Origin of the sequence: Runella sp. SP2, from assembly GCF_003711225.1 — a bacterium.
GTDB lineage: Bacteria > Bacteroidota > Bacteroidia > Cytophagales > Spirosomataceae > Runella.
On record NZ_CP031030.1, the window covers coordinates 1,376,101 to 1,401,559 of the forward strand.

Sequence of the window (25,459 nt, forward strand, 5' to 3'; positions counted from 1 at the left end):
GGAATTTGGAAATTTGAAAATAGAGCAACTGAAAACTGGGCTGATATACATTATCAAATTACCGAATTATCAAATTGCCACATTTGCATTGATTTAGATAATAGCGAAAATGTCAGATTCGCGCATGATAAGGTACTCTTGGCCTTCAACGGTGATTTCGGTACCAGCGTACTTACCATACAAAATAGTATCTCCTACTTTTACTGTTAGGGGCTCGTCTTTTTTACCTGGACCTACTGCTACTACAGTACCACGTTGTGGTTTTTCTTTTGCAGTGTCTGGAATGATGATTCCAAATGCAGTTTTTTCTTCAGCAGGTGCAGTTTGCACTAGAACGCGATCAGCTAATGGTTTAACTTTTACTTCTGACATGATTATCAGGGGTTTTGATGGTTTTACAACTATTGGAACTTAGTACTAAGTTTTGTCGTCTCTTTTTAACTCATTTTCTATGCCAGCTCAAAAATTGAATTATAGTCTGACATTTTTTCAGTTTTTGTAGTAAAGACTTGGGAAAGTCTGACATTGTCAAAATAATCATTGGGAGATTTCAAAAAAAACTTTGATATTATTTGGTTGTGCTGCTTTTTTTTGTAATTTGGGACAGTCGAAGGAAGAGGTGGTAGATAAGATGTAAAGACCATTTTTCCCCTTGATATGCACAGGTTTCCGAATGTTTTCAACCACTGAAAGTTTTAAGACATGAGAAAATTGAATCATAACTGGCTCACCGAAGGATTGATAGACTTTGAGTATAAAAAATATGTGTTAAAGGCTTATTTACAGGGAGTTAATTCGCAGTTTGACGAGCAAAAACTGTACCCGTATTTGCCCGAGGTTGAAAAACATTTTAAACTTTCTGCGCAGTTGAGGCAGTCAAAAAAGCAATTTTTAGCCTCTTTCCGAAAGCGTATTGTGGGGGTAGATGTACAAAAAATGGAATTTTTGTACGAACAAGTGGCACAGAGTGAAGAAATGACCGAAATTGACAGCATTTTAGAGTATTCTCTGCCACTTTTTCAGAAAACGCTGACACGCGGACAAGACCAATCCGAAGACATTGCCTCGAAATTGGTATTTACCCCCGTAGGTATCATGCCCTTGTATTTGAAAGAAGGGTACCTGTTTATTTACCGAACAACCCAGAAAGCAACCGATATTTTTCAGTACAACGTACGTTTGTTTGAGAGTAGTGAGGAGCAGACTATCAAAACGAAGTACATTGAGTCGGTGCCAAAGAACATGGCGAACACCTTTGAAAATCTCAAGCTGACCCTGATTCGCAAGCGTCTTGAATTGCCGAATCCTGCCACTTATCTGGTCGAATCACCGATTGACTACCCCGTGCAGGAAACACTTTTGCCTTTGGCCAAACAAATGGTATATCGGGTGGTCTGCCAGCCAGAAAAATCGGCTTAACTAAGCCCTCTTACAAACCGTCGGACTGATTCCATAAAAATAGGTTCGAGGTTGGGAAGTTGCGGACGAGGCTGCGTGACAATCGAAATGAGTAAGAAGCCGTACGTCAAGCACCACCACTCATAAAAAGTCTTGGAAACCGCATCGGCAGACCTCGGGCGGATTTGGGCCAGTGCTTCCCAAACGGGGTGGGTGTTGAGTTTGGCAAATTCTGCTTGATAGACTTGTTTTGAAAGACAGTTGGCGCCGTCTATGTTAAACATGACCTGAAACACCTCCGTTTGTTCTAAAGCAAAACGCCACTGGATTTGGGCAAACTCCGTCAGTAATTTTTCGGGACTTCGGTACAGGGTCTTTAATTTTTGCAATTCTTCGTGCAGTGCCGCAAAGCCATCGTTGCGGATGGTTTCTAAAATTTTATCCTTGTTGTCGAAATATTCGTAGAGCATCGGTGGGCTGTATTCAATCACGTCGGCGATTTTACGGATAGAGACCGCCGCCCAACTTTCTTCACGCGCAATGTCCCTGGCAGTTTTTAAAATATCAGCGCGCAATTGCTTTTTCATGCGCTCACGACGTTCAACAATTCCCATTTTGACCTTAGATTTCTATTAGAATTTTTGCAGTTGGAACACTTTACAGTGTTAAATATTCTACAATTAATAACTTCGGGAATGGAAATCCAAATGAACGGGCGTAAAAAAAGCCTCGTAATGGCTTGATTACAAGGCTTAATATGTCGAATATGGTCGCGATTAAAGCGATTCGAGGGTGGCTTTGATGGCACCGAAATCAGGCAAGTTGCCTGCACTTTCGAGGACTTCGGCGTATTGGATGGTGCCGTCCTTGTCGATGACAAAAGCCGCGCGTTTTGCGACGCCATTCATGCCAAAAACAAAGTTTTCGCAGAAAACACCGTAGTCTTGAATCATTTTTTTATTGAAATCCGACAACAAATCGAAGGTGTAATTTTGCTCAGAACGGAATTTGCCCAAGCTGAAAATGGAGTCAATCGACACACCTAACACTTCAGCATTGAGGCGTGTGTAGTACTCAATGTTGTCGCGCATGGTGCAGAGTTGGGTAGTACAAACCCCCGTAAAAGCCAATGGGAAAAAATGGATGATGAGGTTTTTACCTTTAAAATCTTCGAGAGAAACCTCTTTTTTCTCGGTATTGAAAAGTTTAAAATCAGGTGCTTTGTCGCCTTTTTGTAATGACATGGTGATATATTTTTTGATTTGTTTCGGCAAAAATAGAAATACCCTTTGAAAACTTGACAAATGCGTAAATGTTCGTAATTATGCCGAAAAATTAGCTTTATACTAAACACCAACCATTTACAAAAAATGCAGACCATTTGGGGAATAGACCTTGGCGGAACAAAAATTGAAGGCGTTGTATTGTCATCACCTTCTCCTGATTCAGTTTTGATTCGTAAACGTATTGATACAGAAGCACATAAAGGGTATGCGCACATCGCCAGTCAGATTGTAAGGCTTGTCAGAGAGCTGGAAGCTGAGACGGGTTTTAAGGCGGAAAAAATAGGCGTAGGTACGCCAGGAACGGTTGAGCCTTCGACTGGATTAATGAAAAATTGTAACACAACTTGTTTGAATGACATGCCTTTGCGCAGTGATTTGATGAGCATGTTGGGAATACCTGTAGAAATCGCCAATGATGCCAATTGTTTTGCGCTTGCGGAGGCTGTCATGGGAATTGTACCTGATGTCGTTCCAACTTTTAACTGTGTTTTTGGCGTCATCATGGGAACAGGCGTTGGTGGTGGTGTGGTTTTGAAAGGAAAAGACGGCCAAGCATTTGTCCTCAACGGCGTACAAGGAATTGGAGGAGAGTGGGGGCATAACGAGTTGGAACCCAACGGAGACGACTGTTATTGCGGCAAAAAAGGGTGCGTAGAACAAGTACTTTCGGGGCCTGCTTTACAGCGTTTTTATGCTAAAATTAGTGGTGAACAAATTACGATGAAAGAAATAATGAAACGCTATGAAGCGGGAAATGACCCATACGCTGCCCAGACCATCGACCGAATGTTGGAGTATTTTGGCAAGGCGGTGTCGGTATTGATGAATATTTTGGATCCTGATGCCATTGTGCTTGGTGGCGGGGTTGGAAACATTGATTTGTTATACACCGAAGGGGTTGAACGGGCTAAAAAATACATTTTCAACAGCGGAAGAGTCGAAACCAAAATACTTCGACCCAAGTTAGGAGATAGTGCAGGGGTATTTGGCGCGGCCATGCTCGTAAGCTAATTGCAACAACACTCTCAAAAATAGCGTAAAAGTAAAAAAAACAAGATGAATTATTGGTTGGTCAAATCAGAACCCTTTGTGTATAGTTGGAATGATTTCGTGACGGCTGGAAAAAGCGTGTGGGACGGTGTAAGAAATTACCAAGCCCGTAACAACCTTCAAGCCATGAAAGAAGGCGATTGGGTTTTGTTTTATCATAGCAATGAGGGCATGGAAGTGGTGGGCATTGCTCAGGTATTGAAGGAAGCATATCCTGACCCAACAACCGACGACCCGCGCTGGGTAGTAGTGGAGCTTGTGCCTGTGCAGCCCTTGGTACAACCCGTGACATTGAAGCAAATTAAAGCAGATAATAGATTGGATCAAATAGCGTTAATTAGGCAATCTCGATTGTCGGTAATGCCTATCCGACCCGAAGAGTTTGATGTCATACTAAGTTTAAGCCAAAATGAAAGCACATAAAAACAAGTCCATTGTGGACAGCCCAAAATGGGTTTTTAGGATAGTTCTGATTGCGTTATTGGGAGCACTTCTGACGGGAGTTCAAGCCCAAACGATAAAACGCGTGGAGTTGCCAACGGTGGGAACTAGCGAGTCGTATCATACGATTTCGTTGGGGGCGCGCGGGGTGATTTTAGTGTCACAAATTGCGAAAAATGCCTTTAATCTCCAGAAACTAAACTCAAATTTAGAGCGGGATTGGAGCATAAACGGAACAATTGAGGAGAACCTCGACTTTGTCAAGTCATCATTTGATGGCCAATCGGTGTATTTGTTGTTTACCCGTAGCCGTACTGATTTTTACCAAGTAGTGAAAGTAGGTTTGGCGGGGTATATGGAAACATTTTATCTGTCTTCGGTCGATAAGTTTCAAATTACCGATTTTCAAACCCTTGGTTATTCGGTATTTATGGCGGGTACGGTTCGCGACGAACCCATGCTTTTATATACCAATTTAGCTTCTAAGCAGAGCAAAGTATTGGCAGGCGTGACCCAAGCGAACACCGTCATTCAGTCGGTAGATGTGGATACGCTCCATCACTTGGTCAATGTCTGCTATGCCGCTCGTAAGGGCAAGGAAATCAAGATTATTTCCCGAACGTTTGACGAATACGGGCAAGCAGTAGGGCAAGTGACTATCAGCCCCGAACCCGATTATTCTCTGCTAAACGGTCGGTTGTTTATGCTCAACGATTCGACCAAACTGATGATTGGAACGTATGGCTTTCGCAATATGCAAGGCAACAACAACAGCGCTTCACAGGGCTTGTTTTTGAGTAAAATTGTGTATGATGAAGTTGAATTTACGCAGTACCATAGCTTCACCGATTTCAAAAATTTCTTCAATTTTATGTCGGAGCGGGAGCAAGAGCGAATGCAACGGAAGATTGAGCGGAAACGTGAAAATGGCGATGACGTTAAGTTGAATTATCGCTTGTTGGTGCACGATATTATTGAACAAAACGGCAATTACCTGATTTCAGGCGAAATTTTCTATCCCGAATATAAAAATAATAATATTGGCCCTTATGGTATGAATTCTTGGTGGGGTTCGCCAATGATGTATGGTGGAATGGGAATGTATCCGACGATGGGTCTCTTGAATCCGTTTTATTGGGATCCTTGGTACGGAGCTCGTCGGATGAATAATGGCCAGATTTTCAACGGATTTGTTTATACCCATGCCATCGTGGCAGGTTTTACGGCCAAAGGCGACTTGATTTGGGATAACTCATTGGCATTTGAAAACGTTCGTAGCATGGAACTCAAGGAAAAAATGCGCATTAAACCCAACGATGACCAAACGGTTTCGATGTTTTACAGCAGCCGTGGCGCCATCAAAGCCAAAGTTTTTGACCGTGATAAAGTGCTTGAAGACCTTCGTCCGATTCCTATCATGACGGCTGATTTGGGTGATAAAGTTCGCCAAACATCGACCGATGAGGTGGTGTATTGGTACGATAACTTTTATTTGGCTTTTGGTTATCAGCGAATTACGGGTGACGACGGCCGCCGAAATGTGTTTTATTTGAACAAGATTTCATTCTAATATTTTTGGATAAATTTTGAGGTAACTCTGCAACGGAATGAAAATTCCAGTTTGCAGAGTTACTTTTGTGTTTGAATCATCCTAAAAAGCCCTTCATACAATGGGCTGACGACTATTATATGCAACTTCTGACTCCTCTTCACTGGAAAGAATACGAACTGATTGACAGCGGAAATTTTGAAAAACTGGAACGCTTTGGAGCGTATGTCTTGGCACGGCCCGAGCCACAGGCCATTTGGGATAAATCACTTTCTGATCATGAATGGAAACAAATGGCGCAGGCAACTTTTCTGCGTGATAAAGGTTCGCCAGAAAAAGGAGTGTGGAAACTTGCGCCTAATATGCCCGAAAAATGGTGGACGCAGTACCGCCACGGCGGATTAAATTTGCGTTTAAAGTGCTCGCTTACTTCCTTCAAACACGTTGGGATTTTTCCCGAGCAGGCAGCCAATTGGGATTATCTAGATACCAAACTTCGTGCAATGAAGGTGGAGCGCCCGACGGTGCTCAATTTGTTTGCTTACACGGGGGCAGCTTCGGTGGCGGCTCGCCAAGCAGGTGCCGATGTAACGCACGTTGATTCGGTGAAGCCCGTAGTGACTTGGGCGCGCGAAAACATGGAAGGCAGCGAAACGGACAATATTCGTTGGATGGTGGAAGATGCCTTTAAGTTTGTGCAACGAGAAGTGCGCCGTGGCAAAAAGTACAACGGTCTGATTTTGGATCCGCCCGCTTATGGTCGTGGGCCTTCGGGAGAAAAATGGGTATTGGAAGAACAATTGAACGATTTACTAAAATCGTGCGCAGAATTGCTTGATAATCAGAATTTTGTTTTTATTCTAAATTTATACTCGCTCGGTTTTTCGGCGTTGATGGCCGAAAATTTGGTCCTTGATAGTTTCGGGGACGTTCCTAATGCAGAAAGTGGTGAACTCTTTTTGCCTGACCGCGCCAAACGGAAATTGCCTTTGGGTATTTTTTATCGTTTTGCGAGTGTGTAAATATACTAATCTTCCCGAAAGTTTTAAACTTTCGGGAAGATGCAAAACTTTCGGGAAGTTAGTTATACTATTTCTACCCAATTTTAATCTCCATCGAACGGCCATTTTTACGACTTTCTTCGGCCATGAAGCCCATCAAATGACTCTCAATCGAGGCTTCGATGGTAGAGGTAAGCAAGGCAGGATTGTTTTGTGAAACGGCTTGTACAAAGTTTTGCATTAAGCCATAATCTCCGCCTCCGTGTCCTGAGTTATTAAACTCTTTTTGAGCACTTGCTTTCCAAATCGTTACTTCTTTGGTGCGAAAATCAGTGACCCTGATGAGGTCGTTGTCGCCCTCAATTTCTCCCATGCTGAACATAACGCGGGTTTTGCGCGCCTCCCAACCCGTGAACGCCTCAAGGCCAAAAGTGGCCAACACGCCTTTGTCAAATTGATAAATGCTGGTATAATGGTCGGGTTGGTCGTTGTTCATTTTATAGACACAACGGCCATAATTGGAGGTTTTCAAACGTTCCAAAATCGCTGGGCCTTGCAAAGCAGGGTCTTCGGGTACATCGAGGACGTGGATGCGTTTTTTTTGCTCGTAATATACTTTTATAGCCGAAAAGGGGCATTCCCGTTCCACTTTACAGCCTTCAACGCAACGTTCGGTACTACCTGCGGGGGCGTTTTCGGCTTTGAACCACTTGAGGTTGCCGTAGGCCGAAACGGTTTTGGCAGGTTTGTTGGCAATCCAACGCATGATGTCAAGGTCATGGCAGGATTTAGCCAAAATGATGGGGTTGGTTTTCTTCGATTCGTGCCAATTCCCGCGTACGTAGGAGTGCGCCATGTGCACGTGTTCGATGCCTTCGAGGTGGTTGATGCTAATCATTTCGCCCAAATCTCCCGAGGCACACAGCTCCTTTAGTTTTCGGAAATACGCAGTGTAGCGCAGAACGTGACAAACGGCAATGATGCTTTTAGACTTTTTGGCGGCGGCCAATATCTCCAAACATTCTTGCATGGAAGGCGAAATTGGTTTTTCGAGCAACACGTGGTAGCCCATCTTCAATGCTTGAAGTGCAGGGCCGTAATGCAGCGTGTCGGGGGTAGAAATGATAATGGCATCCGCAAATTTTGGGACTTTAAACACGTCTTCCCAAGTATTGAAACGATGTTTGTCTTCAATTCCGTGCGTTTTTGAAAAACGCTCATTACGAAACTGATTGGGTTCAGCCACCCCGACCATTTTGACGTCGGAAGGATTGGCTACGGCGTAGCGCCCATACACATTGCCTCGGTTGCCTGCCCCCAACACGACGGCCGTGACGGGCTGATCAATAGGCACATAGAGCGGATTGGGCGAAAACGTAATTTCTTTGACAGTACTTGCCTCAGCAGAAGTTCCGATGGCCGAAACACCCGCCGAAAGGCCAAGGGCTTTTAAGACAGTGCGGCGATTAAAGGTTGGCATAACAAATTCAAGTAGATAGTCTATGGTCTAAAGTACCACATTCTGTTGCAATTACATAGCTTGGATGACAAAATTTTAGATTCCATCAGTAACAATAAAAATAAGCTACTTTTTATCTACAAAACCTGTCTGAAAATCAACTGCTAAAATATCTATCATGTCTTTCTTCAACATTGATTCGGTCAAGGAACGTACGTTTGACGCCATTGTCGTTGGCTCGGGAATTAGTGGAGGCTGGTCGGCCAAAGAACTATGCGACCACGGTTTAAAAACGCTCGTACTCGAACGAGGTCGTGACGTTAAACACGTGACCGATTACCCGACGACCCTCAAAAATCCGTGGGAGTTTCCGCATTTGGGGGAGATGCCCAAGGAAATCACCGATGCCAATCCCATTGCAAGTCGTTGCTATGCGTTTGGCGAGGATTCGGCGCATTTTTTTGTGAAAGACAACGAACATCCGTACATCCAAGACAAACCTTTTGACTGGATTCGGGGCTACCAAGTAGGAGGAAAATCGTTGATGTGGGCACGCGGAACGCAGCGTTGGTCGAAGTACGATTTTGAAGGCCCTGCCCGCGATGGATTTGCGGTGGAATGGCCCATTTCTTACGCCGAATTGGCACCTTGGTACAGCCATGTAGAAATTTTTGCGGGGATTTCGGGAAATAAAGACGGGTTGGCACAATTGCCCGACGGGGAGTTTTTGCCACCTTTTGAACAAGCCTGCGTGGAGAAACATTTTGGTCAACAAATGGCCAAGCATTACAAAGGAACGCGCCCCGTGATTGTGAGCCGTTGTGCGCATTTGACCAAGCCACAACCCATTCATTATAAGCAAGGGAGGGCACAGTGTCAGCAGCGCGATTTGTGCGTGCGGGGCTGTCCGTACGGTGGGTATTTTAGTAGTAACGCTTCGACCTTGCCTTGGGCGGCGCGTACTGGAAAAATGACGTTACGCCCGCATTCAGTGGTGCATTCGGTGATTTATGACGAAAAGCTAGGGAAAGCCACGGGCGTTCGGGTCATTGATGCCAATACCAAAGAAATGATTGAGTATTATGCCAAAATCATTTTTCTAAATGCTTCTACTCTGAATACTAATTTGGTACTTCTGAACTCAACCTCAAATCGTTTTCCGAATGGGTTGAGCAACGACAATGGGCTGTTGGGTAAATACATTTCGTTTCACAATTTCCGAACGACCATTTTTGGTGAATACGAAGGGCTTTTGGATACGACCCAAGAAGGAAAACGACCAGGCAGTAGTTATATTCCACGCTTTAGAAACGTTTTTCAACAAGAAAAGACGGATTTTTTACGTGGCTACGCCGCAGGTTTTTCGGGTGAGCGTGTGATGGATTACGACACCTCAGGCATGGGTGAAGCGCTCAAAACCAACTTAGCCAATCCCAAATATGGCAACTGGCGCGTGGGTTCTTGGATGATGGGGGAGACGATTCCGAAAGAAAGCAACTTTGTGACGTTGGACAAAAATCAGAAAGATGCGTGGGGGATTCCGCTGCTCAGAACTTCCGTTGCCTACGACCAAAACGACGATAACATGGTCAAAGATTTTCACGAACAAATGACCGAAATGTTGACTTTGGCGGGTTTTAAAAATATAAAAACCAACGATGTGCCTAGCAAAGCGCCAGGGTTGGATATTCACGAAATGGGCGGGGTACGAATGGGTAAAGACCCCAAAACCTCGCAGCTGAACAAGTGGAATCAGTTGCACCACTGCAAAAATGTGTTTGTGACCGACGGGGCTTGCATGACTTCTAATTCCACTCAAAATCCTTCACTTACCTTTATGGCTATCACGGCACGAGCGGCCAATTATGCCGTAAAGCAGTTGAAAGCGAAGAGTTTGTGATATTATTTTGGAGGGCCAGAACGGGTCATAGGTTTGTTAGCTATCTTTGTGAGTATTGGTGAAAAAACAAAACTATGGTTCAAATGGAAAAATCGTTTAGTGATTGTACGTTGCTCTACCTTGAAAAAAACTTTGGGTTGGAGCAGGTAGATACCTTGGCGGGACTCACCAACTGGCTACAACTTTCGGAAGAAATTACCTTATCAGATTTTGAAAAAGAAGAACTAGCGCTTTTTCAAAGTTTGCTGAAAGACAATATTTTGCACTGGAATGAGCAAGAGTTATCGTTGCATTTCATAGGCCCCATGTTCTCGTCGGTACGTTTTACCAATCGTCAACATTATTTTAATCTTTTTGCCGAACGGCCTATCGAGACCACCGTTGAAGACTTGAATCGTCAAGTGATTCGTTTATTTGGTAAACCTGACGGGCTGATTGCCACAGGCTACCGAGAACCTGAGTCGCCTTTTTTTTGCTTCACGGAATATAAAAAACACCGAGAGCCTAATGGTGAGCCCGAAGGGCAATGTTTGTCGGCGATGCTGGTTGGGCAAACAATAAATCAAAAACCTGGGCAAGCAATGTATGGTTGTTTTGTGATGGGAAGAGATTGGTATTTTATGGTGCTAGAAGGTCAATCCTATTGCATATCAAGGGGTTATGATGCTACTACCGAACACCTATACGTGATTTTTAAAATGCTTAAAGCATTGAAAGAAACGATAAAAACGCTTACCTCATAATTTTTTTTCGATTATGACATAATAAAAAAAGCCGTTTGCAATCGCAAGCGGCTTTTTGCTTTCAACCCTTTAAGATTCCCAAAAACTTGTACTAAATACTATGTAATGTTGATGAAGTGAATTGTGGCTACAAAGGTAGGGGGAGAATACGGGATTAGGGAGAGAAAAATTGGCAACTTGGTATAGAGACTTTTTTGGGGGCTTTGGCCTTGAATTGAAAGTATGAAACGGGGTTAAAACACTTTTAAAAGAAACATTTGTCTTTTGGAAGTATGTCAAATTTTAATATAGATTCGATTAAAGAACGCACCTTCGACGCTATTGTGGTAGGGACAGGAATTAGTGGTGGCTGGGCGGCTAAAGAGCTTACCCAGAAAGGACTTCGTACGCTGGTATTGGAGCGCGGACGGGATGTGAAACACGTGACAGATTATCCTACGGCCATGAAAAACCCTTGGGAATTTCCACATTTGGGGGATGTTCCGCTGGAGTTAAAACAAAGAAGCCCTGCGTCAAGTGGGCACTATATCTTCAAAGAGCCGACATTGCATTTTGTGGTGAAAGACTTTGAACATCCCTTTGTTCAAGAAAAACCCTTCTCGTGGATGCGCGGATACCAAGTGGGTGGGCGCTCGCTTTTGTGGGCGCGTCAGGCGCAGCGCTGGTCGGACTTTGACTTTGAAGGCCCTGCCCGCGACGGTTTTGCGGTCGATTGGCCCATTCGTTACAAAGACATTGCCCCTTGGTATAGCTACGTTGAAAAATTTGCGGGTATTTCTGGAAACAAAGACGGACTTCCACACCTCCCCGACGGTGAGTTTTTGCCGCCGCACGAGTTAAACTGTGTAGAGAAGCACTTTAGCCAACAAGTAGCCAAAAATTACAACGACCGTCAAATCATCATTGGTCGTACAGCGAACTTATCCCAAGCCAAACAAATTCACCACGACCAAGGACGCACCCAATGCCAACATCGGGTGCTTTGCGAGCGTGGTTGTCCGTACGGGGGGTATTTTAGTAGTAATTCTTCGACGCTACCTTGGGCGATGAAAACGGGTAAAATGACCCTCAAACCTCATTCGGTGGTACATTCGTTGATTTATGATGAAAAACTAGGCAAGGCAACGGGCGTGCGGGTCGTGGATGCGAATACCAAGCAAATGACGGAATACTATGCCAAAGTGATTTTCTTAAACGCCTCGGCGCTGAATTCAAATTTGATTTTGTTGAACTCTAAGTCTAATCGTTTTCCGAATGGTTTTGGTAACGATAGTGGGGTGTTAGGCAAATACATTGGTTTCCACAATTACCGTGGTCGGGTATCGGCGGAGTTTGACGGTTATCATGATTCTACGTACGAGGGAAAACGCCCGAATGGCGCTTATTTGCCGCGTTTTAGAAATGTGACTAAGCAAGAGACCGACTTCTTGAGAGGATATGCGGCCTCGATTAGTGCTTCTAAGCTGGGTAATCCGACCGAAAATAGCTGGGGAGAAGACCTGAAGAATACCCTTGCAACGCCTTCCATCTCAGGTTGGAGCATCGGCGCGAACATGATGGGAGAGGTGTTGACCAAAGAAAGTAATCACGTTCGTCTGCATTCTGATTTGAAGGATGACTGGGGCATTCCACAAATGGTTATGTCGGTCGATTTTGACGATAATGACATGAAAATGGTGAAAGATTTCTACGAGCAGTTTTCCGAAATGTTTGCCAAGTCAGGGTTCATCAACATCAAAACCGCCGATACCAAGCGTGTACCTGGCAACGAAAACCACGAAATGGGTGGCATTCGGATGGGAAATGACCCCAAAACGTCGATGTTGAACCGTTGGAACCAAATGCACGCTTGTAAAAATGTGTTTGTCACCGACGGTGGGTGTATGACTTCTACTGCAACCCAAAACCCATCACTGACCTACATGGCACTTACTGCCCGCGCGGTGGACTATGCCGTGAAGGAGTTTAAAAAAGGGAATCTGTAAGCTTATTTATTTCCTACATACAAAGACGCGAAGTCGCAAAGTGAACAACTTTTGCGGTTTCGCGTCTTTGTTTAAAAAAAGTACTTAATTGTTGAGCATCCCCGAGTCAATCCATTTTTTGACCAAACTAATCTGACAATCTGAGAGTTTTAAACTACTACTAGGCATGGGTTGATAGCCCGTCGCATGGGTGATAGAGCCGTATAGTTTGCCATTTTTGGCCAATGGAAGCACGTTGGTATAACCTACTAAATTGATATTCCCAGATTGACTTGTGTTGTTGTGGCAACCCGTGCAATAATACTCTAGGATAGGAACTAAGTGCTTGGAATAACTAGCTGCCTGCGCTGAATTTGTTGAACCAGTAGTTTCGCAAGTAATATTTTTTGCGCCCTGATTAATCCAATTGGCAATTAACTGCACTTTGTCGTTACTAAAGGGCGCGCTCGGTGGCGGAGGCATACGCTCTTTGCTGGTATCAATGATGACTTGGTACAATTTACTTTTCTTGGCGTTTCCTGCCGTAATGCCTTTACGAACTATTTTCTCATACGAGGTGAGGTCGTATCCATCTTCAGCGGTTTTGGAATCATGACAGCCACTGGTAGCGCAGTTGGCTAAAAAGAGGGGCAAAATAGCCGTGTTAAAACAAACCTGATTTTGGGCGTTGGTGGTAGTAGGAGAGCCACACGGCAACGAATCAAGTGCCGCAGTACTTCCACCACCTCCACTAGTATCGGTTCCGCCGTTGGTGCTTGAACTTGTGTCGGATGGAAGTGGGCCTCCTTTTTCGTACAAACATCCTCCCAATAAACCCATTAAAATTGCGAAAAAAAAGGCGTTGATGAATGCTTTCATGTTCTTATTTTTTTGATTCGTAAGGGGCAAAAGAAAAACTGGTTTTGATGGTAATGACTTCGGCTATTTTCTCAAAAACGAGCTTGGGTATCTCGATTTTGTGATCAGTTAGCGGAACGTTGAACTCGCATACCAACGATGCCCCTGTTTTTGTGACGGTTAGCTTTCCTGACATTGTGCGTTCTCTGGTGACACCGTGCATATTTAGAGCACCCTTTGCGGTCACTGCTTGTACTCCTTCTTTGCTAAAATCAACCTTCTCCTGAATTTTTCCCGTAAACGACGCCGTCGGGTATTTGTCGGATTCTAAGTAGTTTTCGTTGAAGTGTTCTTGCATCAGTTTGTTCGGAAACTCAAACTGCGCTACTTGCATTTTCACGGCCACTTCGTTGTTTTTTTTGTTGAGAATGGCCGTAACATTTTTGTTTAACCCCGAAATGTTTTCGAGTGGTGTTTCTGAGAAAAAACTTACTTGAGCATTGCGGGCAATAAGCATATCCTGCCCCATTGCTTTGCCGATGACAAAGCATAAAAGAAGAATCAATGGAATTCTCATGGTGATTATTTGTGTGTTTTTTTTGCGTCTTTGTCAAAGCTAAAAACGCGTGAAATGTTAAATCCGTAGAAAATATCGCCTTTCCCCCAGCTTCCCGTTGTGGCGCCAATGAACTGGTTTTCAACCATCCCGCGAGAGTTGGATAAATGAAGCTGAAAAACGTGCCCGCCCGTTTCAATGTCAAATCCCAATGAGAGGCAGTCTTTGTACTGTGGATCACGAACGTAGGCCGTACCGATTTTTTTGACGGTATAAAAATATTCGGCGTTGAAAGAGGTGCGTTTGCTAAGTTTGAAACGTCCCCCAATGCCCGTTCCAAAAACGTCGTTTTCGTCGATTTGGCTTTCGGTTTTGTTGCGGTGCAGGTACGTGGGGGTCAGTTGGAGAGATACTCGATCACTGAACTTACGAGCGATTAACAATTGCCCTACGTACATTTGTCGTTCGAGATTATTGTAAAACTTCATGTCGGTCGTAGTAGCCATCGTATTTGTATAAGCTCCCGCAAAAACACTTAACGTAACTGGCTCGTACCAGCGATTTGATTGTCGTAAAAGCTTGTATTTGACAAAATAATCGTACGTTTTTTGGTACGAACTCCGCCCCGCTCCAATCATCAAACGGTCAGTAATACCGTATTCTAGCCCAATCCGAATGCGGGCTTCGTCCAAGCCCCACAAATTTGAAAAGCCAGAATTAAGGGTTCCAAAACGGTGTGAAATCCGAAAATCGAGGTGTTTTTTTGCAATATTTTCAATGGATTGCCCATTGATGACCCGTGTTGATTTAAACGTGGCTGTGGCATAAATCGGACCTGTCGATTCATTGTCAAGCATTTTGAGGAGGTCATCTTGGGCCATGGCGCTGCCATAGCTCAAGATGAATAACATTAGAATGATTTTCTTCATGACTGATTGTCAATTATGCAGCTTTAACTGTTAGGGTAGAATTCAAAAGTGTCGTTTGGTATATCTTCAACCCTTTTTTCCCTTCCGTATTTAATCCTCTGCCCGTTTGGTCGAAGCGAGCACCGTGGGCCGTACAGTACCATTCATTACTTTTAAACATGATTTGATTCTTACCCTCGTGGCTACACGTAAGGGTGGCGGCTATGTAAGTGGTTGCGTTTACCCGAGCAATCACCACCCCGTTTTTAATGACATAACCACCGTTCGTTTTTAGTTGGGCGTTGGACGCATCGGCTAAATCGACGGTAATATCACCAGTGAGGGGTGCCACGTTTGATTCGTTTTGGCAACTGTCGAGGGTGTAAAGGGCGAAAAGGGACGCGCCTGAAAATCCAAGTTTTTTCAAAAACTCGTTTCTTTTGATTTTTTCTTGCTGATTCATCATCTTATTGATTGTTATGTTTAATTAAAAATGGGAGAAAACTTTGCCCAAGAATCCTTGCCTTGGGCACAGTCGAATTCAAGCAACCCTACTAAGCAAATGTGTCTGACATCAAGTTGTCAAACCATTTGAGCATATCTTCATGAAAATCTTTTGATGCGCCGCTGGATTCCACCACGCCTTTTCCCGTGGGAAGCATAGTCGCAGTGGCAGGGTCATAACGAAACACCACCGACAACCAAGAAGCGGTTGTTTTGGTGATGGGGGTAAAACAAGAGGAATTAGTAATAGGAGCCTGATTGAGCGTATCGCCACGGAAGAGTCGAATGATGGCATCTACGCAGACTTTTGCTTCGGCATTGGCAATGTGCCCTGCTTTGGGCTGCGTGGTCGAAGAGGCATCGCCAATAATGTGAACGTTGGGGACAGACGTTGATTCGTACGAAAGTACGTTCACGCCCGCCCACCTTCCGCCGCCTGCATTGGCCAGCCCGATACCCGACTGGGTAATCAAACTGCCCGCTTTGTGCGTTGGAATGGCATTAATTACTTTTCCATTGAACGAACCCACGGCCGTATTCACCGTGCCTGTATTGGCATCAATACTATTGATGGTAGCGCCTGGTACATAGGTGATTATGCCTTTGTGGGTGTTGTTAAAAGCATTGGTAAAGTTGGTAGGTTGTGCCTGAATGCCTGGATTGGCATCAAGAATAATCACTTTTCCACCACCTTTGACTCGTTTTAGGTAGTCTGCCACCACGCACGCACGTTCGTAAGGGCCTGGCGGACAGCGGTACGGTTTAGGTGGAATGGTCATTATGAACGTATCTTTTTTGGTCATCGATTGTATCTGCGCTTTCAGGGCCGTTGTTTGGGCACCTGCTTTCCAAGCGTGCAAAATCTTAGCTTGATTGTCGGCCGTTCCCGAAAGTGGAAGTGGGTCAAAGTCAATGCCTGGGGCTAGAATGAGGCGATCATAAGCAAGTGTTTTGCCATTGCCCAGATGGACATTTTTTCCAATTGGGTCAATGTTGGTAACGGCACTCGTTTCGAGTTTTACCCCGTATTTACTAATCAGCGTATTGTAATTGAAAGTAATCTGGTTCAAGGTTCGTTCACCCGTTAACACCATGTTACTGAATATATTAGAGTAATAAACAGCATTGGGTTCTACGAGGGTGACGTCAACATCAACGCCTCCCCATAACCGTGAATACTTAGCAGCTGTTGTTCCTGCCATTCCTCCTCCCACTACAATGACACGGCCAGAAACGCCCGTATTGGTGGGAATTGTGACTGGGACGTTTTTTACTCGGTCGTCATCATCATCGTGGGCAAAAGCTTCATGAAGGACTGCCAAACTAAGGGCAGAGGCCCCAATATGATTGATAAAATCACGTCTTTTCATAATTTCTTAGTAGTGTATAGGTTAAAAAAAGATAAAAGAAAGTACCCCACCCGAATTTTCAGGCAAGAAAATTGAACAAGGTCAACGCAGCTGGCTTGCTCAACTTATAAAAAGAGGGAGGAAAGTTTGTTTTATTGTTTGGAGAAGAACTCAGCAATTAATTGAATTTCTTCCGTGGTGTACGCTTGGGCGTGAACATTCATAATGTCTTTGCTGACAACTTTTGCTTTCATTTCATTCATTTCTTCTATGAGCTCCGTGGTTGGCATCCCCGCGAGGTGTTCCATCCCGTATCCGTTTGTGCCGTGGCACTGAAAGCAGTTAGACGCAAGGAGCCGTCCAGTATCTTCATTGGTTGCAGCTATTCGCGCGTTAGCCGTTGTTTTGGTAGTCGCTGGAGTATCAGTCAGGAATTGTTCTTTACAAGATGATACGATGGCTGCTCCTGCCAAAAGCGTCAAGGCAATTTTTGGTTTAAAAGAGGATAGATTCATAAAAAATTAATTTAATGGTTAAACAAGTATAAAGGAGGAAGGTCTTTGTAATAGCATACGTGGAGTGGCAGATAAAACGCTTCTTCTGTTTCGCCATATTTTTTTATTTTTTTTTGGAGAAGCATTTCAAAATATTATTGCGTATGTTAATATGTAACAATCTCAACGCAGCTAAAAGGGGTGATATTTAAGAAAAGAACCAATGCCGTTACGTGGCAAGAAATACTAGAAGGGTGTCTTCGGCGAGAGGCTAAGGCGCAGCGTCAATTATTTGAACGCTACGCCAACTTTGCCAAAAACACCTGCCTTAGGTATGCCCAAAATGAGGTAGAAGCGGAAGAAATGGTAAGTGATGGGTTTTTGAAAGTCTTTGATAAAATAGAGAAGTACGACCCCGCTCAACCTTTTGAAGGGTGGTTGAAGCGACTGATGGTCAATACAGCGATTGATTATTTCAGACGTAATACCCACAAAATCAGTTGGGTCGATGTGGAAGATGCTTCGCAAGTGCCGTGGGTCGATTCTAATTACAAAGACGAGTACTTAATGACGATTACTGCCGACGAAATCATGGTTTTCGTTCAGCGTCTTCCTATGTCGTACCGCACCGTTTTTTCGTTGTCAGTAGTCGAAGGATACAACCACAACGAAATCGCAGAAATGCTCGGAATTAGTGAAAGTGCTTCTCGCTCCAACTTGTCGAAAGCCAAGGCAAAACTTCAGAGTTGGATAAGCGCATATGTTGTTCAACAAGACGAAATCACACACAAACATGAATAATGATTTTTTTGAACGGAGAATCAAACAACAATTGGAGTCCGTCAACCGTCCGATGAGCCCCGAGGGCTGGGAAACGGTCAAAAAGAGATTGCCCGTTCCTTGGTATTTGTCGTTTTTAAGAGAGTGGGGATTGCTGACCATGGGTGGACTTATTTTTACGGGTTTGCTCGGTAATCTTTATTATCAGTTTAAAAATCAGCAGCTTATAAAACGACTCTATGAAGAAAATTCTACCTTAAAACAAGATGTAGCAACGTTGCGACGAACGACTTCCTCTTCGGCGCAGCTTGTCTCTACGCACCAAGTAGATACGGTGTATATCATCAAAAAAATGGTGGTAGAGCATCGTTATGTTCATAATACTGAGGAAAACGGTTATCAATTGGCCACTACGAATGTCAGTTCAGAAGGGACTAAAAACCAGCGGTTAAAAAAGGAAAATTTAAAGAAAAACCCAGCGCAATTATTACCCGAAGTTCGCGGGGCGAAAGCGACGGATACACTAGCGGTAACGGCTACTGAAAAACCGCTCGAAGCCCAGCCGACGGAAGCTGTACCAACCGAGCCAATGCCGAATGAAACCACCGCGAAGGAGGATTCTTTGACCACAGAACCAAAACCAGTAGCGCAGTTGCCTACTTCAAAAGACACCACGGCCAAAGCCGCACCTCCCTTGGCAAAGAAAACGTTCAAATTCCCAACGCCCCGCGTACGGATAGGGGTAGAGTCGGAGTTTGGATTCAAGAAAATTGGCGTCGGGCCGAGTGTTGAACTGTTTTTATCACCCAATTTTAGCATTTCGGCAGGCTTACATGCGCACACGTTTTCAAGCCAAGAGTATGAGACTGTCAAAGAGTATAATGCCGCCACAGGGTTAGATTTTGTCAAACAATTTGCCGATGTCATTCCGCCCAATGACCGTTTAGAAGAAATCGAAACGCACGTTTCAACGGTAGAAATGCCCATTGGGTTCAAGTATTATTTACCACTGCGGCGCGATTTTTCTTTGGTCTTTGCCACGTCCACCAACGTGGATTTGCGGGCTTTTAATCAAGTCAAGTTTGAAATTTACAAAGATGGAGACGAGCAATATCTCTCAACCGAAACCAAGCACCTACCGAAATCATTTTATGAATATACGTTTGGGGTAGGTCTTCAGAAGAAATGGAAACAGGGAATAGCTCAAGTGCAGCCTTTTGTCAACTTTTCGTTTCGTCAACCCGAATATGCCGTTGGAGGAAACAATGTTTTTGGAATAAAAGCCTCGTTGTGGGTAGAGTTTGGGAAAAAGTAAGTGGGTTCTTTATTTGGTATCAAAAAGGCAACCCCAACGAGTTAGTGATGGAAGGAAAAGAGGGCTATTTCTTACTTTTAGGGTTATATTTTCTTTGCTTACTCAATGAATTTGGATTTTTACCCGCAGATGGGCGCAGATTTAAAGCCGCAGATTTTCGCTGAATAATGACAGTTTAAAGTCCCTTCTCTGCGAAAATCTGCGTTTGCATTATTCTGCGCCCATCTGCGGGTAAAGAATCAATTTACTTACTCTTCTGACTTGTTTTTCAGGCTCATCAAAAGCGTATAAGCGCCTTTTACCACAAAATTGTGCTGACTGGGCGCTGGAGACAAAATCTCAGTAAAGCCATTTTCGGTATTCCCTACGTTGACTTCACTCATCAAAAATTCTTTATTTGATTTCTGGACAAAAGCGTACTGTTTACCTTGGTACCTCACAATGGCATCTTCGGGAAGTACGTAAGCTTGGTTGTTTTTAACTTCTACTTCCGCGTTCATGTACGTGCCTGGAATGAGGGCTTTGTCGTACTGTCGAAAATGACATTGTACTTCCGTGGCACGGTCAGACGTAAGGTCTTTCCCAATCATAATTACTTCTGAAAGGTGTTTTCGCTCGGGTTGATTGTTGGTATAAGCCCAAATTTTCTGCCCGATGTAGAGTTTATCCACGTCTTTTTCAAACACTTTCAGTACCAAGTGAATGTCCGAAGGGTTCACCAATTCAAACATCACTTCCGTCGGTGAGACGTACTTGCCGATGTTGGTATTGATTTTAGACACATAGCCGTTGATGGGCGAAATGACCTTAACGGTACGCGTAATGTTGTTTTCGCTCAAATGGTCGGGATTGATGCCTACCAACCGAAGTTTTTGGGCTAAGGCGCTAATCAACACTTTTTGGCTCCGAAACTCGGCCTCCGAAAGCTGATACACTTTGTCGCTGCTGGCTTTGCTTTGATTGAGGTCTTTTTGGCGCAAATACTCGTTTTCGAGGAAGTTGATTTTAGATTTTGCCGTCAAATAATCCTGCTGGAGTTGAATGTACTGCTGGTCTTCCATGACAGCCAATACTTGCCCTTTGCGAACGTTCATCCCTACCAACAAATCGGTTTCGTCTAAATAACCACCCGTAGGTACACTGATGGAAACTACGTTTTGGGGTGGAACTTCAACGCGTCCGTTGACCTTCAACACCGATGAAATAGGCCGTTGGGTCAATGTTCCCGTTACAATCTCGGCGTTTTTGAGCTGAGCATCGCTGAGTTGAATCAAGTTTTCATCCGCTGGGGCAGCGGTGGCGTTGGTTTCGGAGGTTTTCTCACTGCAAGCTGTGAGAACAAAAATGGCTGAACAGAAAAGGAGTCCACTCAAAAAAGAGGGACCGAAAGGCATTTTTGGGAATTTTATGGTAAGTTTCATAGAAGTCATTGTTAAGAAATTCATTTGATTATTTCGCCCGCAGAGGCTCGATGAAAAAGGACAGCGATTTATCTGCGATTTTAAATCTGCGTCAATCTGCGGGTAAAACTTTAAAAAAATTTAGCTAGCACGCCATTGAAGTCGAAGGATTAATTGGTTTGACTAAAATACTGGAGTTGGATGGCGGCGTTATTGAGGTTTTTGACTGCCTCTACGTAGTCATTTCGCACCGTGGTAGCTTGATTGACGAGCAGCACCCACTCCAGATAATTGATGTTTCCTGCCAACAGTTGTTGGTTGGCGGTGGTCATAATCAATTGAGCGTTGGACAAAGCCGTATTTTCAAAATAAGTGACCGTATTCAAAAACTTCTGGTACTGGGCTTTGGCCGTTTGGTAGTTGGTTTGAAGCGATTGAACGCCTACTTGAATGTTACTTTCAGCGATGAGTTTTTGAACTTTGGCACTGTTGATTTGGGCTTTTTGGGCCGCTGCAAAAATCGGGATTCCTACCCCCAACTGTACCGACTGAAAGCGGTGAAAACCTGTATAGGTTTGATTGTCAGCGCCTGTACCTCTGATACTTCCGTTGTTGTACAGCACCGAAAGGTTCGGTAACAACCGCGCTTTTTCAACCTGAAAACTAGCCTCGGCTACTTGTTGCTGTTGTCGCAACCACCTTAAATAAGGGTGGTCGTTGATGGAAAGGAGTTGAGAAGGGGAGGCGAGCTTGAACGCCAAAACGGTCGGAGTAAAAAGGGTCGTTGTATTCAACAGCAGTTGAAATTGCCATTGAAGCGCCTCCGAATCAAACTGAAGTTGGTTCAACTGCGTCGTGATTTGTCCCAATTGCGTTTCGGCCGTGGCTTTTTCAAGGATATTACTTTCACCTTTGGCAAGCCGCAATTCTGCCCGTTTGAAGAAGTCGGTGTAAAGGGTATCGGCAAACTGTAGCAACCGTTTCTTTTGTTGTAAATACACCAATTCGTAAAAAACTTGGGCAACTTGCTTCCGAACGTCCGCCTCCCGAACGTTGACGGCCAACACACTGCGCTGCCACTCGGCGTTCAATAAATTTTGTTGGGTTTGATACACTTTCGGAAAGCTAAACGATTGATCAATACCGACTTTGGAGTCAAAATAAACGCTGTTGATTTGGCCTAATTCGGCCGTGACGGTCGTTTGGGGAAGCGCTTTGGCGGTTTTCGTTAGGGCTTGTTGGTAAGCCGAAACGAGCTTTTCGTTTTTGATTAATAAGTTGTTTTTCAGTGCAGTATCAATCGCTGCCTCCAATGTAATGGGCGTTTGAGCGTGCGTTGAAAAACTAATAAATCCTAACGCCAAGAGAACGGCTAGGGGAGGTTTTTTTCCAATTTTTTCAAACGTCATGTATAAAATGGGCAAGACAAATAACGTCAGAAAGGTAGCAATCATCAGCCCGCCAATCACGACCGTAGCAAGTGGCCGTTGGACTTCGGCACCTGCACCGTTGCTAATGGCCATGGGCAAAAAGCCTAAAGAAGCAACGAACGCCGTCATCAATACGGGGCGAAGTCGAACTTTGGTGCCGTGGATGACAATTTGTTTGAGTTCTTCTATTCCGCTCGCTTTGAGTCGGTTAAATTCAGCAATGAGTACAATTCCGTTTAAAACCGCTACCCCAAACAAGGCAATAAATCCAACGCCCGCGCTGATACTAAAGGGCATTCCGCGCGCGGCCAAAAGCAAAATTCCACCAATGGCCGACAAAGGAATGGCAGAATAAATGAGTAGTCCTTGTTTGACGGAATTGAAGGCGAAAAAGAGCAACAGAAAAATTAACGCCAACGAAACAGGTACGGCAATCATCAACCGTTCTTTGGCCGCGTTGAGGTTTTCAAACGCCCCGCCGTACGTAATATAGTAGCCCGTTGGGAAGCGAATTCCTTGGGTTACTTTGCCTTGGAGTTCGTTGACAATGCTTTGAACGTCGCGACCGCGAACGTTGAACCCCACTACAATGCGCCGCTTGGCATCCTCCCGCTGAATTTGGTTGGGGCCTTCTTTGATTTGTACATCTGCCAATTGATACAGTGGAACTTGCGGGCCATTGGGTGTGGGAATGAGCAAGTTTTGAACTGAGGTTAGGTCTTTCTTTTGCGCGCCGCTTAGGCGGACGACCAAGTCAAAGCGTTTCTCACCTTCATAGACCATACCGCTACTTTGCCCCGCAAAAGCCGTATTTACCACCCGATTGATGTCCGTAATGTTGAGGTTGTATTGGGCAATGGCGTTACGATTGTACTGAATCACAATTTGGGGAATCCCCGACACGGTTTCCACGTAGAGGTTTTTAGCACCGTCGATTTTTTCGATGAGGGTACCTAGCTTATTAGCGTAAGAAGAAAGGGTATCCAAATCTTCCCCAAAAATTTTACAAACTACGTCTTGCCGCGCCCCCGTCATCAATTCGTTGAAACGCATCTGGACGGGAAACTGAAACCCTGCCGTTACGCCAGGGATTTCGGCCAGGGCTGCTCCCATTTTTTCGGACAATTCACTAAACGATTTGGCAGAAGTCCATTCTTTTTTGTCTTTCAAAATCACCATCATGTCGCTGGCATCCATGGGCATGGGGTCGGTGGGTACTTCGCCGCTCCCAATTTTGGTGACTACTTTTTCCACTTCAGGGAAGCGAGATTTGAGAATATGCGCTGCTTTTTGGGTGCTTTCAATGGTCGTCGTGAGGCTACTCCCCGTAAGCACGCGGGTGTCCACGGCAAAGTCTCCTTCTTCGAGAGCAGGGATAAATTCGCCGCCCAAAGTGCTGAAAACCAAGATTGAGATAGCAAAAAGAGAAATCACGCCGACTAAAACCATTTTTGGGAACTCTATGATTTTGGTAAGGGCATTTTGGTAAAATATTTCCACTTTTGCCATGAATCGGTCGGAGAAATTGGGGACATGATGAATTTTTTTACTCAAAAACACCGAACTCATCATGGGGATATACGTTAGAGAAAGCAAAAATGCCCCCAATAAGGCAAAAGCCACGGTTTGTGCCATGGGTTTAAACATCTTTCCCTCAATGCCTTGGAGCGTAAAAATGGGTAAATACACCACCAAAATAATAACCTGCCCAAACACGGCGCTGTTCATCATTTTACTGGCCGATTGTTTTACTTCCGTGTCCATTTGGGGCTGGCTAAGGTGCGTTAGTTCGGTAAATTTTTTGTTGTGGGAAAGTTGGTGCATGACCGCCTCCACAATAATCACCGCCCCATCGACGATAAGCCCAAAATCTAACGCGCCCAAACTCATCAGGTTGCCGCTTACGCCAAAAAGGTTCATCATAATGATGGCAAACAGCATCGCCAATGGAATCACCGACGCTACTAGTAAGCCCGCGCGGAGGTTACCCAAAAAGAACACAAGCACCAAAATGACGATTAAAGCGCCTTCCAAAAGGTTTTGTTCTACCGTTCCAATGGCATGATTAACCATTTTGGTTCGGTCCAAAAACGCTTCAATGACCACACCTTCGGGCAGGGTTTTCTGAATTTGGGCAATGCGTTCTTTGACGTTTTTGATTACCTCACTGCTGTTGGCACCCTTGAGCATCATTACCACCGCACCTGCTACTTCCCCTTGGTCGTTGTAAGTCATGGCGCCAAAGCGGGTGGCGTATCCTAGTTTTACATCGGCTACGTCGCCGATAAATAAAGGCGTACCGCCGCTGAGGCTCTTGATGGCAATATTTTTGATGTCACCCAACGTACCTACCAGTCCCTCACTGCGAATATACAGCACCGTAGATGCTTTTTCGATGTAAGAACCTCCCGTATTTTGGTTGTTGGTTTCGAGTGCTTTGAAGACATCATTGATGGTAATTCCGTACGCTTGTAGCTTGTTCGGGTCCACCTCAATGGAATATTGTTTGAGTTTACCTCCAAAGCTGCTCACTTCCGCAACGCCTTTTACACCAAGGAGTTGACGGCGGACAATCCAGTCTTGGATGGTACGTAAGTCGGTTTCGTTGTACTGTGATTCGTAGCCTTCTTTGGGACGAACCACGTACTGATAAATTTCGCCTAAACCCGTAGATACAGGGCCTAATTCGGGTACTCCGATACCTTGTGGGATTTCGGCTTGGACTTTTTGAAGGCGTTCGGCTACTTGCTGCCGTGCCCAATAAATATCGGTTTCGTCGTCAAAAACAATGGTCACGAGCGATAACCCAAAGCGTGAAAAACTTCTAATTTCGATAAGTCCCGAAATGTTGTTATTGGCTTGTTCGATGGGAAAAGTAACCAAGCGCTCAATGTCGGTCGCTCCCAACGACGGCGCAATCGTAATGACTTGTACTTGGTTATTGGTGATGTCGGGGACGGCATCAATGGGGAGTTTGGTTACTTCGTAGGTGCCGTAACCGATGAGGGCAAGGACAAATAGCCCAATGATGAGTTTATTCTTGACAGAAAACTCAATGATTGAATTTAGCATGG

22 protein-coding genes are annotated in these 25,459 nt (G+C 44.6%); 10 read left to right on the forward strand and 12 right to left on the reverse strand.

Features of this window, described 5'->3' with window-relative positions:
* Positions 1 to 93: 93 nt before the first annotated feature.
* Positions 94 to 372 carry a co-chaperone GroES gene (gene groES, locus DTQ70_RS05785; protein ID WP_122929929.1) on the reverse strand — a complete coding sequence of 93 codons (279 nt, stop codon included), beginning with the start codon at positions 370 to 372 and terminating at the stop codon, positions 94 to 96.
* Between the two features lie 330 nt (positions 373 to 702).
* Between groES and DTQ70_RS05795 the strand changes: the two genes are divergently transcribed.
* Positions 703 to 1,419, forward strand: a complete 717-nt coding sequence (locus DTQ70_RS05795; RefSeq protein ID WP_122929931.1) for a hypothetical protein — start codon at positions 703 to 705, stop codon at positions 1,417 to 1,419.
* On the opposite strand, the gene DTQ70_RS05800 is transcribed toward DTQ70_RS05795, so the two are convergent.
* Complete coding sequence (locus tag DTQ70_RS05800; RefSeq protein ID WP_122929932.1) at positions 1,416 to 2,012, reverse strand: TetR/AcrR family transcriptional regulator; 597 nt, start codon at positions 2,010 to 2,012, stop codon at positions 1,416 to 1,418. The two genes, DTQ70_RS05795 and DTQ70_RS05800, sit on opposite strands and share 4 nt — an antisense overlap.
* A gap of 162 nt (positions 2,013 to 2,174) precedes the next feature.
* Positions 2,175 to 2,642: a redoxin domain-containing protein gene (locus DTQ70_RS05805; protein WP_122929933.1), complete on the reverse strand. Its 468-nt coding sequence runs from the start codon at positions 2,640 to 2,642 to the stop codon at positions 2,175 to 2,177.
* Positions 2,643 to 2,768: 126 nt separating this feature from the next.
* Here DTQ70_RS05805 and DTQ70_RS05810 point away from each other — a divergent pair, with 126 nt between their 5' ends.
* From DTQ70_RS05810 to DTQ70_RS05825, 4 genes are all read left to right on the forward strand, one after another.
* Positions 2,769 to 3,695 (forward strand): ROK family protein, encoded by a 927-nt coding sequence (locus DTQ70_RS05810; protein ID WP_122929934.1) that lies wholly within the window; start codon positions 2,769 to 2,771, stop codon positions 3,693 to 3,695.
* A 45-nt stretch (positions 3,696 to 3,740) separates the two neighbouring features.
* On the forward strand, positions 3,741 to 4,157 hold the full coding sequence (locus DTQ70_RS05815) for an EVE domain-containing protein (RefSeq protein WP_122929935.1): 417 nt from the start codon (positions 3,741 to 3,743) through the stop codon (positions 4,155 to 4,157).
* Positions 4,144 to 5,745, forward strand: a complete 1,602-nt coding sequence (locus DTQ70_RS05820; RefSeq protein ID WP_122929936.1) for a hypothetical protein — start codon at positions 4,144 to 4,146, stop codon at positions 5,743 to 5,745. The genes DTQ70_RS05815 and DTQ70_RS05820 overlap by 14 nt, the downstream gene beginning before the upstream one ends.
* 119 nt (positions 5,746 to 5,864) lie before the next feature.
* Positions 5,865 to 6,746 carry a class I SAM-dependent methyltransferase gene (locus DTQ70_RS05825; protein WP_122929937.1) on the forward strand — a complete coding sequence of 294 codons (882 nt, stop codon included), beginning with the start codon at positions 5,865 to 5,867 and terminating at the stop codon, positions 6,744 to 6,746.
* 73 nt (positions 6,747 to 6,819) lie between these two features.
* Here the strand turns inward: DTQ70_RS05825 and DTQ70_RS05830 are convergent, their stop codons facing one another.
* The gene (locus DTQ70_RS05830; RefSeq protein WP_122929938.1) at positions 6,820 to 8,205 is read right to left on the reverse strand and encodes a Gfo/Idh/MocA family oxidoreductase; all 1,386 of its coding nucleotides are present in this window, start codon (positions 8,203 to 8,205) and stop codon (positions 6,820 to 6,822) included.
* A 157-nt stretch (positions 8,206 to 8,362) separates the two neighbouring features.
* Between DTQ70_RS05830 and DTQ70_RS05835 the strand changes: the two genes are divergently transcribed.
* The 3 genes from DTQ70_RS05835 to DTQ70_RS05845 all read left to right on the forward strand — a co-directional run bounded on the left by DTQ70_RS05835 (position 8,363) and on the right by DTQ70_RS05845 (position 12,812).
* Complete coding sequence (locus DTQ70_RS05835) at positions 8,363 to 10,084, forward strand: GMC oxidoreductase (protein ID WP_122929939.1); 1,722 nt, start codon at positions 8,363 to 8,365, stop codon at positions 10,082 to 10,084.
* An 83-nt stretch (positions 10,085 to 10,167) separates the two neighbouring features.
* Positions 10,168 to 10,827, forward strand: a complete 660-nt coding sequence (locus DTQ70_RS05840) for a hypothetical protein (RefSeq protein ID WP_164489885.1) — start codon at positions 10,168 to 10,170, stop codon at positions 10,825 to 10,827.
* 272 nt (positions 10,828 to 11,099) lie between these two features.
* On the forward strand, positions 11,100 to 12,812 hold the full coding sequence (locus tag DTQ70_RS05845; protein WP_122929941.1) for a GMC oxidoreductase: 1,713 nt from the start codon (positions 11,100 to 11,102) through the stop codon (positions 12,810 to 12,812).
* Positions 12,813 to 12,896: 84 nt separating this feature from the next.
* Here the strand turns inward: DTQ70_RS05845 and DTQ70_RS05850 are convergent, their stop codons facing one another.
* From DTQ70_RS05850 to DTQ70_RS05875, 6 genes are all read right to left on the reverse strand, one after another.
* Positions 12,897 to 13,670 (reverse strand): c-type cytochrome domain-containing protein, encoded by a 774-nt coding sequence (locus tag DTQ70_RS05850; RefSeq protein ID WP_122929942.1) that lies wholly within the window; start codon positions 13,668 to 13,670, stop codon positions 12,897 to 12,899.
* Between the two features lie 4 nt (positions 13,671 to 13,674).
* Positions 13,675 to 14,226, reverse strand: coding sequence for a YceI family protein (locus tag DTQ70_RS05855; RefSeq protein ID WP_122929943.1), 552 nt, complete (start codon positions 14,224 to 14,226; stop codon positions 13,675 to 13,677).
* Between the two features lie 5 nt (positions 14,227 to 14,231).
* On the reverse strand, positions 14,232 to 15,134 hold the full coding sequence (locus DTQ70_RS05860) for a DUF5777 family beta-barrel protein (protein ID WP_122929944.1): 903 nt from the start codon (positions 15,132 to 15,134) through the stop codon (positions 14,232 to 14,234).
* A 13-nt stretch (positions 15,135 to 15,147) separates the two neighbouring features.
* Positions 15,148 to 15,579, reverse strand: coding sequence for a ubiquinol-cytochrome c reductase iron-sulfur subunit (locus tag DTQ70_RS05865; RefSeq protein WP_229600077.1), 432 nt, complete (start codon positions 15,577 to 15,579; stop codon positions 15,148 to 15,150).
* An 88-nt stretch (positions 15,580 to 15,667) separates the two neighbouring features.
* Complete coding sequence (locus DTQ70_RS05870; protein WP_122929946.1) at positions 15,668 to 16,987, reverse strand: FAD-dependent oxidoreductase; 1,320 nt, start codon at positions 16,985 to 16,987, stop codon at positions 15,668 to 15,670.
* Between the two features lie 131 nt (positions 16,988 to 17,118).
* Positions 17,119 to 17,481, reverse strand: a complete 363-nt coding sequence (locus DTQ70_RS05875) for a cytochrome c class I (protein ID WP_122929947.1) — start codon at positions 17,479 to 17,481, stop codon at positions 17,119 to 17,121.
* A 180-nt stretch (positions 17,482 to 17,661) separates the two neighbouring features.
* Between DTQ70_RS05875 and DTQ70_RS05880 the strand changes: the two genes are divergently transcribed.
* Complete coding sequence (locus tag DTQ70_RS05880; protein ID WP_122929948.1) at positions 17,662 to 18,261, forward strand: RNA polymerase sigma factor; 600 nt, start codon at positions 17,662 to 17,664, stop codon at positions 18,259 to 18,261.
* Positions 18,254 to 19,555, forward strand: a complete 1,302-nt coding sequence (locus DTQ70_RS05885; protein WP_122929949.1) for a hypothetical protein — start codon at positions 18,254 to 18,256, stop codon at positions 19,553 to 19,555. Before DTQ70_RS05880 ends, DTQ70_RS05885 begins: the two co-directional genes overlap by 8 nt.
* Before the next feature lie 248 nt (positions 19,556 to 19,803).
* On the opposite strand, the gene DTQ70_RS05895 is transcribed toward DTQ70_RS05885, so the two are convergent.
* Both DTQ70_RS05895 and DTQ70_RS05900 read right to left on the reverse strand, forming a co-directional pair.
* Positions 19,804 to 20,976 carry an efflux RND transporter periplasmic adaptor subunit gene (locus DTQ70_RS05895; protein ID WP_229600078.1) on the reverse strand — a complete coding sequence of 391 codons (1,173 nt, stop codon included), beginning with the start codon at positions 20,974 to 20,976 and terminating at the stop codon, positions 19,804 to 19,806.
* A 149-nt stretch (positions 20,977 to 21,125) separates the two neighbouring features.
* A complete protein-coding gene (locus tag DTQ70_RS05900; protein ID WP_122934285.1) occupies positions 21,126 to 25,457 on the reverse strand; it encodes a CusA/CzcA family heavy metal efflux RND transporter in 4,332 nt (1,443 codons plus the stop codon).
* Positions 25,458 to 25,459 lie beyond the last annotated feature (2 nt).

What these genes read in the sequence shown, in the direction of transcription:
- groES (WP_122929929.1), bottom strand. Translation starts at nt 372, where the DNA reads ATGTCAGAAGTAAAAGTTAAACCATTAGCTGATCGCGTTCTAGTGCAA.
- DTQ70_RS05795 (WP_122929931.1), top strand. Translation starts at nt 703, where the DNA reads ATGAGAAAATTGAATCATAACTGGCTCACCGAAGGATTGATAGACTTT.
- DTQ70_RS05800 (WP_122929932.1), bottom strand. Translation starts at nt 2,012, where the DNA reads ATGGGAATTGTTGAACGTCGTGAGCGCATGAAAAAGCAATTGCGCGCT.
- DTQ70_RS05805 (WP_122929933.1), bottom strand. Translation starts at nt 2,642, where the DNA reads ATGTCATTACAAAAAGGCGACAAAGCACCTGATTTTAAACTTTTCAAT.
- DTQ70_RS05810 (WP_122929934.1), top strand. Translation starts at nt 2,769, where the DNA reads ATGCAGACCATTTGGGGAATAGACCTTGGCGGAACAAAAATTGAAGGC.
- DTQ70_RS05815 (WP_122929935.1), top strand. Translation starts at nt 3,741, where the DNA reads ATGAATTATTGGTTGGTCAAATCAGAACCCTTTGTGTATAGTTGGAAT.
- DTQ70_RS05820 (WP_122929936.1), top strand. Translation starts at nt 4,144, where the DNA reads ATGAAAGCACATAAAAACAAGTCCATTGTGGACAGCCCAAAATGGGTT.
- DTQ70_RS05825 (WP_122929937.1), top strand. Translation starts at nt 5,865, where the DNA reads ATGCAACTTCTGACTCCTCTTCACTGGAAAGAATACGAACTGATTGAC.
- DTQ70_RS05830 (WP_122929938.1), bottom strand. Translation starts at nt 8,205, where the DNA reads ATGCCAACCTTTAATCGCCGCACTGTCTTAAAAGCCCTTGGCCTTTCG.
- DTQ70_RS05835 (WP_122929939.1), top strand. Translation starts at nt 8,363, where the DNA reads ATGTCTTTCTTCAACATTGATTCGGTCAAGGAACGTACGTTTGACGCC.
- DTQ70_RS05840 (WP_164489885.1), top strand. Translation starts at nt 10,168, where the DNA reads ATGGAAAAATCGTTTAGTGATTGTACGTTGCTCTACCTTGAAAAAAAC.
- DTQ70_RS05845 (WP_122929941.1), top strand. Translation starts at nt 11,100, where the DNA reads ATGTCAAATTTTAATATAGATTCGATTAAAGAACGCACCTTCGACGCT.
- DTQ70_RS05850 (WP_122929942.1), bottom strand. Translation starts at nt 13,670, where the DNA reads ATGAAAGCATTCATCAACGCCTTTTTTTTCGCAATTTTAATGGGTTTA.
- DTQ70_RS05855 (WP_122929943.1), bottom strand. Translation starts at nt 14,226, where the DNA reads ATGAGAATTCCATTGATTCTTCTTTTATGCTTTGTCATCGGCAAAGCA.
- DTQ70_RS05860 (WP_122929944.1), bottom strand. Translation starts at nt 15,134, where the DNA reads ATGAAGAAAATCATTCTAATGTTATTCATCTTGAGCTATGGCAGCGCC.
- DTQ70_RS05865 (WP_229600077.1), bottom strand. Translation starts at nt 15,579, where the DNA reads ATGATGAATCAGCAAGAAAAAATCAAAAGAAACGAGTTTTTGAAAAAA.
- DTQ70_RS05870 (WP_122929946.1), bottom strand. Translation starts at nt 16,987, where the DNA reads ATGAAAAGACGTGATTTTATCAATCATATTGGGGCCTCTGCCCTTAGT.
- DTQ70_RS05875 (WP_122929947.1), bottom strand. Translation starts at nt 17,481, where the DNA reads ATGAATCTATCCTCTTTTAAACCAAAAATTGCCTTGACGCTTTTGGCA.
- DTQ70_RS05885 (WP_122929949.1), top strand. Translation starts at nt 18,254, where the DNA reads ATGAATAATGATTTTTTTGAACGGAGAATCAAACAACAATTGGAGTCC.
- DTQ70_RS05895 (WP_229600078.1), bottom strand. Translation starts at nt 20,976, where the DNA reads ATGAAACTTACCATAAAATTCCCAAAAATGCCTTTCGGTCCCTCTTTT.
- DTQ70_RS05900 (WP_122934285.1), bottom strand. Translation starts at nt 25,457, where the DNA reads ATGCTAAATTCAATCATTGAGTTTTCTGTCAAGAATAAACTCATCATT.